The organism is Aliikangiella aequoris, from assembly GCF_053709105.1.
In genome coordinates this window covers 665,001-678,463 of the sequence record NZ_CM132298.1, presented here as the reverse complement: position 1 = coordinate 678,463, position 13,463 = coordinate 665,001, and the positions used below count along the sequence as shown (strand labels likewise).

Annotated in this window: 4 protein-coding genes and 2 rRNA genes (1 of these 6 only partly in view); all 6 read right to left on the bottom strand. The window is 41.0% G+C overall.

What is annotated here, in order from left to right; translation table 11 throughout:
* Nucleotides 1–1,392 carry a cytochrome ubiquinol oxidase subunit I gene (locus ACUR5C_RS03030; RefSeq protein WP_454466872.1) on the bottom strand — a complete coding sequence of 464 codons (1,392 nt, stop codon included), beginning with the start codon at nt 1,390–1,392 and terminating at the stop codon, nt 1–3.
* A 120-nt stretch (nt 1,393–1,512) separates the two neighbouring features.
* Entirely contained in the window at nt 1,513–2,052 is a 540-nt protein-coding gene (locus ACUR5C_RS03025; protein ID WP_454466871.1) for a GbsR/MarR family transcriptional regulator, read from the bottom strand.
* A 292-nt stretch (nt 2,053–2,344) separates the two neighbouring features.
* The gene (locus tag ACUR5C_RS03020; protein WP_454466870.1) at nt 2,345–3,256 is read right to left on the bottom strand and encodes a GGDEF domain-containing response regulator; all 912 of its coding nucleotides are present in this window, start codon (nt 3,254–3,256) and stop codon (nt 2,345–2,347) included.
* A gap of 52 nt (nt 3,257–3,308) precedes the next feature.
* Complete coding sequence (locus ACUR5C_RS03015) at nt 3,309–10,265, bottom strand: PAS domain S-box protein (RefSeq protein ID WP_454466869.1); 6,957 nt, start codon at nt 10,263–10,265, stop codon at nt 3,309–3,311.
* 462 nt (nt 10,266–10,727) lie between these two features.
* Nucleotides 10,728–10,843, bottom strand: a 5S ribosomal RNA gene (gene rrf, locus ACUR5C_RS03010).
* A gap of 155 nt (nt 10,844–10,998) precedes the next feature.
* Nucleotides 10,999–13,463 (bottom strand): 23S ribosomal RNA (locus ACUR5C_RS03005) (it continues 427 nt past the right edge of the window).

Genomic DNA, 13,463 nt, shown 5'->3' with positions numbered 1-13,463 from the left:
TTATGGATTACTGGCCGACTGACGCAACCGCTTCACTCTCTCTTGATGATGATACGGCTTAGACATAGAAACATCTTTGGTTTCAAACTCTTCAACTTGAGAAGATTTTTTGGCCATATAAAATATAGTGTGTAAATAAGCCACAAGTAACAGCCCATACACAATGGCGTAGACACTTAGCGAGAAAACAACATTTTCTGCGGCAATCGTAGTTGCGGCTTCAGCAACCGTTAACACACCACTAACTAAGTAGGGTTGGCGACCAATTTCAGTGACATACCAGCCTGCTAGATTCGCAACCCACCCAGAGAAGCTCATAAAATACAGTAACTTTAAAAGGTTATTTGAAAGTGCTTTACGCCTTAATAACTTAAAGCCAACAAACCAGCTCACCACAAGCATTAACATTCCAACCCCCAGCATAATTCTAAAGCCGTAAAATACCGGCTTTACCGGTGGGTGCTCGCCTTTATATTCATTTAATCCTTTTATTTCGCCATCTAAGTCGTGAGTTAAAATTAGACTGGCTAGTTTGGGCACTTTGACTTCCCAATAATTTTCTCGCTTATTTTCATCAGGTATTGCAAATAACAAAAAGGGAACCGACTTTTGAGTTTCCCAAACACCTTCCATTGCAGCAATTTTTTGTGGTTGATGCTTCAGCGTGTTGAGCCCATGTAAGTCTCCAACCAGAATTTGTAAAGGCATTAAAATCGCTGCACTATAAATAGCAGTACGCAATGCGATTTTAGGTGCTAATTTCTCATCACCTTTTAACATTCGGTAGGCAGAAATACCCGCGATTAAAAAGGCAGCAGTTAATCCAGACGCTAATAGCGTATGCGCTAATCGATAGGGGAAAGAAGGGTTAAAAATAATCGCTAACCAGTCTACTGGCTCTACCACTCCATTGATGACTTCATAGCCTTGCGGTGTATGCATCCAGGAGTTTAATGCGATAATCCAAAATGCAGACATCGATGTGCCAATAGCAACCAGCAAGGTTGAGGTTGTATGCATCCAGTTGGGCAACTTTTTCATTCCAAACAACATGGCACCAAGAAAAGTAGCTTCCATAAAAAATGCGGTCAGCACTTCATAACCCAGTAAAGGACCTGCAACATTGCCCGCTTTTTCCATAAAGCCAGGCCAGTTAGTGCCAAACTGAAATGACATGGTAATGCCACTCACAACCCCTAAAGCAAACGACAAAGCAAATATTTTTACCCAAAACCGATAAATTCTCATCCATACGGGGTGGCCTGATAAATCGTGTCTTAGCTTAAAATAAAAGAGGAACCAAGCGAGCGCAATTGTGATGCTAGGAAAAAGGTAGTGAAAACTAATATTTAACGCAAACTGTATTCTAGACAGCATTAAAGTTTCTAACATCGACTCACTCCTTGCAGTGAACTGATTATTGGAATCATTAAATTACCACCACGGCAAAAACTTTAGCTGTTGCAGTGGTTGGCTTGAATTTTTAAATACCGAAAACTGCCAGTTCGGAGACTATTTAAAGTTAAACTTATCTTTAAAATCTAGCACTTTACCAACCCCTGAACCTAGCTTTAACAATGTCACTAAGTTTTCAGGGCTCATGCGTTGGATATCATCAAACCAACAATTAAAAAGCTCAAGCAAGTCGTGTATTTCTTTCACTTTTTCAGTAGCAAACGGATTACTTGCAGCGCTTTCTTGCATTAACTGCCCACGCAGAAGAGAAAGGGTAGGTTCCACTTCTCGTTTACGCCTTTCTGCCATCACTTGTAAGGCTAAATCCCAAATACTTCCCGCTGGCTTAAAGTAGTCTTTTCGATCTCCAGGTTTATGGTGAACTCGAATTAACTGCCAAGACTGCAACTCTTTAATGCCCATGCTTACGTTTCCTCTAGAAATACTCAGCATGGCTGCTATTTGCTCGGCATTCAGCGGCTCTTCGGTAAATACGATAACTGCTAACATTTGACCTACGGTGCGATTAAACCCCCACCGGCTGCCCATTTCGCCAAAATGAACGACAAATGACTCTAGCTCTGCTGGCAACTCCATACAACACCTGTAGTTTCAGAAATTTCTGAAATTATAGAATAGTGGTGGATTTTAGCAAGTAAAAATTATGATTTTAAAATTACGGCTCATTTAAGCAGTGATGGTTACTAGTGAGTTACTGATTAAAAATAACTTTTTTATTCGGTCTAAAAGTTAGTGTTATCCGAGCGACTTAGCTGCATCTCATCAACGGCAGTAGATTAGGGTTAGCCCAGACACGCTAGCTAGTATGAATTGATTTAGGTTTGCTAATACTTGCTTAAAATGACTAGCTCAGAAATATTGCTATGATTTAGCCGGCAGGTTTCTCGTTTTGGAGAGAATGGACTTCAATCCGGTTACGACCTTTTTCTTTGGCAAGATAGAGTGCATCATCGGCGTTTTTAAGTAGTTGTTCAAAGTCAGACTCAAAGTCACTTAATGTGGCTAACCCACAACTTATCGTTAGATCAATATCTGCAGGTTTTAAACTTGCTAACTTTTGACGAATTTCTTCGGCTTTAACAATTGCATTGTCTGTATCACAGTATTCTAATAATACAACAAACTCTTCACCGCCAAAACGCGCAACGATATCTTCTTCTCGACTAATTAACTTGAGTGCAGCCGCAACTTCTTGGAGTACTTGATCACCTATTGGATGCCCATGAATATCATTTATCTTTTTAAAGTGATCAATATCAATCATTAAAACACTGAGCTTATGACCATGTCGTTTGGCTCTTGATACTTTATGTGCCGCTATCTCAAACAAATACCAACGGTTGTACAAATCCGTTAACTGATCAAATAATGCCATTTTTTGCAACTGATCTCTTTGTTGTTTTAGTGCTACATGAGTGCTAACTCGCGCTCTAACAATCGCGGGGCTAATTGGCTTGGTAATATAATCGACAGCACCTACTTCTAATCCAAACTCTTCTTCCTGCTCAGTATCTTTTGCCGTCACAAACACCACTGGAATATCGTTAGTTTTGGCATTCGTTTTTAATTGTCGACAAACTTCATAACCGTCTAAATCAGGCATGTCCACGTCAAGTAAGATTAGGTCTGGCAGTGGGGTAGACTTAACCATTTCAAGGCACTTAGCACCACTATTAGCGACTTTAATGCGATACTGATCTTTTATGCAATAAGCTAGCATTTGTACATTCGCAGGCATATCATCAACAATAAGAATAAGAGGCTTCAGCTCGCTAGACATAACGACTCTCACTTACCGTTTTAGGCTGTATCACTTTAACGACCATTAAAATTTACTTATCCCCTAACTGCTCTACCAAGCCTAATGCTTGCTCTAACGCTTCTATCGCTTGCTCAAACTCAAGTATAGCTACTTTTCCAGAAACTGCTGTAAAGCATTCATTTAGCTCGTTAATACTTGTTTTCTGCTTTAAAAAATCTAACTCTTGTTCGTCAATAAAATCACCAGCTTGAAGCTTTACCTTAAGTTTATCTAAATGACTTTTAAGCTGGTTAGCATTTAACTGCTCGGCTGCATTAACAGTGCCCTCCGAAATATCTTCAAGTAGAAGTTTTTTGAGCTGCTCAAATTCTTTAATTAGCCGAGAATAAAGAGACTTTAAGTTCGTCAGCTTGTCTGCTTTGGCTAGCTTTTCCATTTCAACCGTGGTTTGCGATAATTCTGCCGCGCTAATATTTAATGAAACCCCTTTTATTGCATGGCAAGTTTTGGCTATTTCCGCCGCATTATTTTCGTCAATAACAGTCTTTAGCTGCTCCAGCTGAGTTGGCATATCTTCAATATAAATTTTAACCAGTTTTTTAACCAGCGACTCTTTGCCCATTACTCGACGTAACATTGCCTCTTTATCCCACACAGGCAAGTTGGTCGAGGTTTCACTTTGTATAGCGTCAGCTACCGGCGCATCGCTTGTATAGGCAGCGTTTGTTTCAGTTTCACTTTGCTCAGGCGCTTCTGGCTTACCATGAGAAATAGTGGGTGGGAAATATCGCGCCAATTGCTCAAACAACAAACTCGCATCTACGGGTTTAGCAATATATTCGTTCATTCCCGCAGCTATACAAGCCTCACGGTCGCCTTTCATTGCGTTGGCGGTCATGGCGATAATAATTTTATCGGTATTATTTTCTCCCGCCGTCCCTAGTCTAATTTGCTTAGTCGCTTCAAAGCCATCCATTTTGGGCATTTGGCAATCCATTAATATTACGGAAAACTCACTTTGTTGTAAGCGCTCTAGTGCTTCAACTCCATTATTGGCAATTCTCGCGGTAAGATTAAACTCTTCTAAAATGCCGAGAGCTACTTCTTGGTTAACCAGATTGTCTTCTACCAATAATATATTTAACCCATCTGGCCATTTAATTTTAGAGTCTTTTGTAAGCTCAGAAAAATTCACTTCTAGCTCATTTGCATCACCACGTAAGGAATTTAAGTAATGCCGAGTGACTAGAGGCTGGGCTTGATTCAAAGCTTTACCACTATCAAGAACTACCGCTAAAGCGTCAAATAAATCAGAGGCAGAAGTTGGCTTAGGGAAATACCCTTTAAAACCTTGCTGAGCAAAATAAGCCGCATCTCCTCGTGAGCTAATTGAGCTCATCATGATTAGCTGAATTGATTTGAAACGCGCATCATTTAATAAAATTTTGCCTAACTCTGCCCCATCAATATCCGGCATTTGCATGTCAAGAATTCCAACTTTAAAAAATGCTTTAGTATCGTCTTGGGCTCGCTTTTCGCAAATTTCAATTGCTTCATTGGCGCTAGTTGCTAAGGTCACAATAGCTCCCCATCGTTCTAAGTAATCCTGTACAATTTCTCGGTTAGATTGACTATCATCAACAACTAATATTTCACATCCTTCTAAGTCGACTCGCGGAATAACATTTTGCTCATCATGACCTTGCTCTAAATAAATATAAAAGCTAAAGGTACTACCAAAGCCGGCTTGCGAAGTAACCGATATTTCTCCCCCCATAATTTCGCAAAGTTTTTTAACAATAGACAAACCTAACCCCGTACCACCAAACTTTCTTGTGGTGGATGCGTCAGCTTGAATAAATGGATCAAATAGTTTACTTAACGCTTCTTCAGGAATACCAATGCCGCTATCGATTATTGAGCAATCAAAACGCACTTTTCCACCAGCTTCACTGCGCAAGCTAGCATCTATAAGTATCTCTCCTTGCTCGGTAAACTTAATTGCATTAGAAACTAAATTATTTAGAATTTGTCGAATACGGCCCGGGTCACCTCTGACCATACTAATATCCATTTCACTAATATCTAGGATAAGTTCTAGACTTTTTTCGCTCGCTCTAAAGGACATTGCTTCAGTAAACTCGTTTAGCATTCGGCCTAAATCAAAGTCGATAATTTCAAGCTCCATTTTGCCTGCATCAACTTTAGAAAAGTCTAAAATATCATTAATAATACTTAGAAGTGACTTAGCACTCGACTGTGCTAATTTGGCTTTATGCAGCTGCTCTTTATTTAGCGAAGTGTTCATTAATAAGCTTAACATACCAATCACGCCATTCATTGGCGTTCTTATTTCATGGCTCATGCTCGCTAAAAATTCACTTTTTAATTGATTAGATTCTTCTGCTTTTACTCGCGCCAATTCAAGCTGCCGATTAATCTGGTCGTTAAGTATTTTTAGCGCCATATTGTCCGCGACATCTGCAAGTAAATTTAATCGCTCACTGCTAGTATCTGGGTAGAGGTCACTTAGCAATATCATTACGCCTAGTACTTCTCGTTGATTGGCTACCTGACATATCATTGGGATTAAATAGGCGCTAGACTGAGAGAACTCTGGCAACTTAGAAGTAAAACGCGGGTCGCTATCTGTATCGTTAATTACAATAGGCGTTTTACTTTTTACGACCTGACCACTTAAACTGGTTTCGATTCTAATTTGGCTATGTGTCTTATAGAATTCATCACTAAAATCGCCTTGGCAAAGCATTAAATCTAAGTGAGTTTTGTCTTCATTTACTCGATAGATAGATGCCATTCTGCGCTCCCCAATGCCTTCTAACTCAAATAACTCTTTTAAAGACTCTCTAAAGCGCACCTCTAAATCGTCGGTACGGTTCATTATATGACTAATGGCTAATTTAACTTGGGTTGCTTCAAGTTGTTTTTGCTGAATACGCGATGCAAGTACCAAGTTAGAAATATCACGAAACGCCCATACTCGATAGCTGCCTTTGCCTTTTATTCTAAATGCTTTACTAAACACTTCTAAAACTCGGCCGTCAACAAAATCAATAGATTCATTCCACTCAAGTCGACTATCTTTAGCAATGCGATCGGCTGTTGCAATAAACTTTTTAGGATCTTTTAATTGCTCAAGCGCTCTTTGCAATAATTCTTTACTGCTAAGGTTTACAAAGTCTTTTGCTTCTAAGTTCCATAGCTCTCTAAATTTTTCATTGGTTTGCACAACAACGCTTAGCTCTTTAGTTACCATAATACCGTTATCAGAAGACTCTAAAATTGCTTGCTGAATAGCGGAAGATTCATTTTTTTCTAATTCGGCATTTTTACGCAAGTTAATATCGGTAACAAAACCATCTAAGTACTCCACCTGACCATCATCTCCAAATACGGCCTTACCTCTTTCATTCACCCAAGAAATAGAGCCATCTTTTTTGACTACGCGATATTCAATTTCCCATCCAGAATTTTCTTTTACTGCAGTTCTAATCGCTTGTTTTAAATCATCAATATCAAAACGATGTACAAGATCCATATAACTTATAGCATCGCTCCCCATAAATTCAGCTTGACTATACTGGGTTATTTCTTCAACTTGCTCACTAATAAATTGCATTTGATGCATTTCATTATGCAAACAGCGATAAGTTATTCCCGGGATATTGGCAACTAAAGAGGCAAAACGATCTCGACTATGCTCTACCTCTTGCTCAATTAATTTTCTTTGGGTAATATCTAAATGAGTACCAGCCATCCTTTTAGGCGTTTCATCTCTATTCCACTCAATCACCTTCCCATTAGCTAGCACCCAAACCCAACGGTCACTGCGATGCTTCATTCTAATCTCGCAAGAATAATATTCAGTTTTTCCTTGCCAATGTTTTTCTAGTTCAAGCTTTGCTTTTGCTACGTCTTCAGGGTGCGTGTACCTTTCCCAGGTTGTAATGTCCAGTGGAATCAACTCGTGAAGTTTATAGCCAATAATTTCTGCCCAACGTTCATTATATACAACCTCACCAGTAAGAATATTCCAATCCCAAACTCCCACTGAAGTAGCGTTTATCACTAACTCTAACTGACTGCTTTTCTCAGCTAGGGCACGTTGAGTTTGCTGGCGCTCGGTTAAATCTTTCGCAATGCCTAAATAGCCAATTATTTTGCCATTTGAATCAACTAAAGCAGTAATAGTTAAAATGACCGGTACGCGTGCACCGCTTTTATTTAAATAAGTCCATGTTCGCTCGTCTATTGACTCTTTCCGCGCTCTAGCAACAAATGTTTCAAACCCGGGCTCAACTTTAATATCATATTTATCACTTAATTCTTTGGTGTAATCCAAAACTTCTTGTTGCTCGTGAAAAATTGCAGGCGTTTTCTTACCAACAATTTCTGCTGCCTGGTAACCAAGTAATTGTTCTGCTCGCTTATTAAAGGTTTGAATTAAACCATTAGTATCCGTAGAAATAATGCATAAATTAGCGGCGTCTAAAATAGAGTTAAGAATAGTATTTGTTTCGGATAAATGCGCCTTCGACTCTAATTTATCGGTAATTTCTGTGCTGATAGAGACAAATCTTTCAATTTCGCCTTGCAAGTTTTTAATGGGAACAATGGTTGTGTCTACCCAGTAATTATCGCCAGTCTTAGCTTTATTACATATGATAGAGTGCCATACTTCACCTCGATGGATTTGCTGATACATGGCTTGGAAAAATTCACGTAGGTGAATTCCCGAGTTAAGCACTCTTAAGTCGGCGCCTAAAAGCTCATTTGCAGTATACCCACTGACTTGAGTAAACTTATTATTTACATATTCGATATTCCCTTGAACATTGGTGATAACGACAATAGAGTGCTGATCTAATGCATATTTTTGTTGCAGTAATTCCTTGTCTTTCTCTAAATTAGTGAGCACCATATTATAAAAACTTCGAGCTAGCACTCCTGACTCATCTTTAGCATTGATAGGAAGGCGCTTTAATATTTGATCTCCATGATCACTTTGAACTGCGAGTGTCATTTTTCGAAGCGAGCCTACTAAGCGACGAGATAAGTAAATGGCAATGGCTAGTGCAATAAAGGCAAAAGAAAAGCCAAGCAACATGCTTTTGTTTTTAAAGTCACGCAATGTATTATTTAATTTATCATACGGCTTGGCTAAAATAAGCTGGTATGTAATACCGGATAGATTCTGTGGCAACATTAACTGCCTATAACTGGCGTAAACCGCTTCAATCGATTGTTTACTCATGCCACTATAAAAATCACTCTCTTGAAAGGCACCTTGGCTATTTTTAATAAAATCATCTAAGTTAATGGAGGGGAAAATATCTACTATATTAGCAAACTCTGCTTGTTTGTTCGTATAGGTCGATGTAATTACATTACCTAAATTGTCGACTACAAAGGCAAAATTATCGTCACTAATAATAGTGCTTAATTTGGTGAATATATTATCAATACTTAAAGTTAAACTTATAACCGCTTCCGCCTCTTGCTCATTAGAAGAACCATAAATAGGCGCGGTAATATTCATTACATTAAAGAAATCATTGCCACCATTAATGCGATAGTTAGCTATGATTGGTGATACCAAATAGGCACCATTAGGGCTACTTTTAGCTCTAATTTCCAAAGCAGATGCGCTTGATTCGCCTTCGCTTGTTTGTATATTCGTATAAACGTTTCCATCTATTTTATAAAAATGAGCCGATACGTTAGAACCGCTTTTATCTAATAACAATTTGACTTCCAATAATTCATCATTAGTGGCTAAAATGCGGTAAACAAGTTTTTCAAATGACACAGCCTGAGTACTTAAGTTGTCTCTAGGTTGCTCAAAAATGTTCATATACTCACGAGCGAAAGGTGTTAACAGTGCCAGATTCTTTTGAGCATTGTTAATTTCATATTTAAACTGCTGTTGAGTGCTAAACAATTGCTCTAATAAGCGATTTTTTTCCTCTTTTTCTATTAAAGTTTTACTATCTAAAAAATAAGAAGTTCCCACAGTAAATGTAATTAAGCTACAAACGACAAATATAATTAGTGGCAAACTAAAGGACTGCGGATACTTAGGATAGCCAACAACTTGACGCTTGTTACTGTTAGTTAGAACCGATTTATTGGTTCGTTTATTCTTATAGATAGTCGTGTAGTTCGAGCGAGCTGTTAGCGATAAAATTAGACTTAAAAATATCACTAGGTAAGCTGAAAGTTTTAAAAAGTGAGAAATATTGAATGCTGCGTCATAAAGGTGCTCAGATCCAAATGCCATATAACATTGGGCTGCAGTTTGTAACACCGAATAGCCAACTAAGCCGATAGCGACAATTGATTTAGACCATTTAGCCCAATACCAAGCCAAAGAAAACTCAAGTATAAATAATGCCAAAGGTAAAATATCATAAGGCCGACTAATTAAAGCACCTTCAAATTGTGTTTCAGGTAACCGCTCAGCTGAAATTGCGTAATAAATTAAACTAATTGTAGCTGCTACTAGTAATGAAATAAGAAGTAAAACAATTGAAATCAGCCTTTTTCTTGTAAGATTTTGCGATAGGTTAATATTACTGCGCATAAACATAATGAGCAGTAGACCAACAGTTAGTGTGCTTGCACTCACTAGTCGGGAAATGGCCCAGGTGAAAGGAATGAAGTTACTATCATTTGAACTACTAATAATTAAATTAGTTGATGCGGCTATATGAAAGAAATCTACAATGCCTGAAAAGAAGATCGCAATTGATATAATCACGATGGTAATGCGTTTAAATGCAACGTAATACAGGCATCCGATAACACAAATTAAAAACGCAAAGCTTACCGCACTCCATTCAATCAGAGCATGAACTAAAGCACCTTTATTATGCTGCAGTATATCCTTGTTGTGGCTACTTTCCAGCGAAAGATCAACGCCAACCCAGATAAGTATTAGAGGCAATAAACATAGTAATGCTAAGCTTTTTGCTGTGTTCTTTTTATTAATCCACTCAAACAGCATTTCCAATCTCTTTTAAATTTTTAACCAGCTTGCTTAACTATAGTCTAATTTGCCATTAAATACGTAAATCTTGTTTAAATATCAACTAGATAGGTTAAAAATAGAAATTCCCACAAGCCAAGCTAAGTACTAGCTTAAATGCACAGAGATACTAAAAATTTTTTAAGACAAAAAAAGCCCTACCTTTCGGCTGGGCTTTTTCTTAAATAAGTGCCTGGCGTTGACCTACTTTCACATGGGCGGTGCGACGACTCGCAAAACCCACACAAAATAAACAATCAGGGGTTTCCCAAACAAAAAAGCCCAACCTTTCGGCTGGGCTTTTTCTTAAATAAATGCCTGGCGTTGACCTACTTTCACATGGGCGGTGCGACGACTCGCAAAACCCACACAAAATAAACAATCAGGGGTTTCCCAAACAAAAAAGCCCAACCTTTCGGCTGGGCTTTTTCTTAAATAAATGCCTGGCGTTGACCTACTTTCACATGGGGAAACCCCACACTATCATCGGCGCTGAACGTTTTCACTTCTGAGTTCGAGATGGGATCAGGTGGTTCCCGTTCGCTAATGTCACCAGGCAAAACTGTTGTGGTTATCGCTACGCGATAAACCAAATGCTTTGCAATTTAAAATAAAACGAGTCAAGCAATAAAGGTTTCTTTAGTCACTATCAATTCTTCAATTCGTGTATCAACACACCTCAATTTGCCTTAGCAAACCGCTTGGGTGTTATATGGTCAAGCCTCTCGGATCATTAGTACTAGTTAGCTCAATACATCACTGCACTTACACACCTAGCCTATCAACGTCGTAGTCTTCAACGTTCCTTATGAGAGCTTAAAGCTCTAGGGAAATCTTATCTTGGAGGGGGCTTCCCGCTTAGATGCTTTCAGCGGTTATCCTGTCCGAACATAGCTACCGGGCAATGCCACTGGCGTGACAACCCGAACACCAGAGGTTCGTCCACTTCGGTCCTCTCGTACTAGAAGCAGCTCTCCTCAAATTTCCAACGCCCACGGCAGATAGGGACCGAACTGTCTCACGACGTTCTAAACCCAGCTCGCGTACCACTTTAAATGGCGAACAGCCATACCCTTGGGACCGGCTACAGCCCCAGGATGTGATGAGCCGACATCGAGGTGCCAAACACCGCCGTCGATATGAACTCTTGGGCGGTATCAGCCTGTTATCCCCGGAGTACCTTTTATCCGTTGAGCGATGGCCCTTCCATACAGAACCACCGGATCACTATGACCTGCTTTCGCACCTGCTCGACGTGTCTGTCTCGCAGTTAAGCACCCTTATACCATTGCACTAAACTCCCGATTTCCGACCGGGATTAGGGTACCTTCGTGCTCCTCCGTTACTCTTTGGGAGGAGACCGCCCCAGTCAAACTACCCACCACACACTGTCCTCGTCCCAGATAATGGGACTGAGTTAGAACTCAAAACATACCAGGCTGGTATTTCAAGGTTGGCTCCACGATGACTGGCGTCACCGCTTCAAAGCCTCCCAGCTATCCTACACAAGCAGGTTCTAAGTCCAGTGTGAAGCTATAGTAAAGGTTCACGGGGTCTTTCCGTCTAGCCGCGGGTATACGGCATCTTCACCGCAATTTCAATTTCACTGAGTCTCAGCTGGAGACAGTATGGCCATCGTTACGCCATTCGTGCAGGTCGGAACTTACCCGACAAGGAATTTCGCTACCTTAGGACCGTTATAGTTACGGCCGCCGTTTACCGGGGCTTCGATCAAGAGCTTCTCCGAAGATAACCCCATCAATTAACCTTCCGGCACCGGGCAGGCGTCACACCCTATACGTCCACTTTCGTGTTTGCAGAGTGCTATGTTTTTAATAAACAGTCGCAGCCATCTGGTTTCTTAGACCACCAGCAGCTTAAGTCGCGAGGACTATCACCACCAGCGGTGTACCTTCTCCCGAAGTTACGGTACCATTTTGCCTAGTTCCTTCAGCTGAGTTCTCTCAAGCGCCTTGGTATTCTCTACCTACCCACCTGTGTCGGTTTGGGGTACGGTCTCACATTGTCTGAAGCTTAGAAGTTTTTCCTGGAAGCCGGGCATCAACTACTTCCGAACCGTAGTTCGTCGTCATCAGCTCTCAGCCTTAAGGACCCGGATTTGCCTAAGTCCTCAGCCTACCACCTTAAACATGGACAACCATCGCCATGCTAGTTTAGCCTTCTCCGTCACTCCATCGCAACAATGTCAGGTACAGGAATATTAACCTGTTTCCCATCGACTACGCATTTCTGCCTCGCCTTAGGGGCCGACTCACCCTGCTCTGATTAGCATAGAACAGGAAACCTTGGGTTTCCGGCGGGGAAGTTTTTCACTCCCCTTATCGTTACTCATGTCAGCATTCGCACTTCTGATACCTCCAGCAAACCTCCCGGTTTACCTTCGACGGCTTACAGAACGCTCCTCTACCATGCGTGTAAACACGCATCCGCAGCTTCGGTGTATGGTTTTAGCCCCGGTACATCTTCCGCGCAGGCCGACTCGACTAGTGAGCTATTACGCTTTCTTTAAAGGGTGGCTGCTTCTAAGCCAACCTCCTAGCTGTCTGGGCCTTCCCACATCGTTTCCCACTTAACCATAACTTTGGGACCTTAGCTGGCGGTCTGGGTTGTTTCCCTTTCCACGACGGACGTTAGCACCCGCCGTGTGTCTCCCATGATTGCACTCACTGGTATTCGGAGTTTGCATCGGGTTGGTAAGTCGGGATGACCCCCTAGCCGAAACAGTGCTCTACCCCCAGTGGTGATACATGAGGCACTACCTAAATAGTTTTCGAGGAGAACCAGCTATCTCCGGGCTTGATTAGCCTTTCACTCCGAGCCACAGCTCATCCCCGCATTTTTCAACATACGTGGGTTCGGTCCTCCAGTTGGTGTTACCCAACCTTCAACCTGGCCATGGCTAGATCGCCCGGTTTCGGGTCTACTGCCTGAGACTGAACGCCCTATTAAGACTCGCTTTCGCTACGGCTCCCCTAAACGGTTAGCCTTGCCACAGACAAGTAAGTCGCTGACCCATTATACAAAAGGTACGCAGTCACATGACTAAATCATGCTCCCACTGCTTGTATGCATACAGTTTCAGGTTCTATTTCACTCCCCTCACAGGGGTTCTTTTCGCCTTTCCCTCACGGTACTGGTTCACTATCGGTCGGTAGA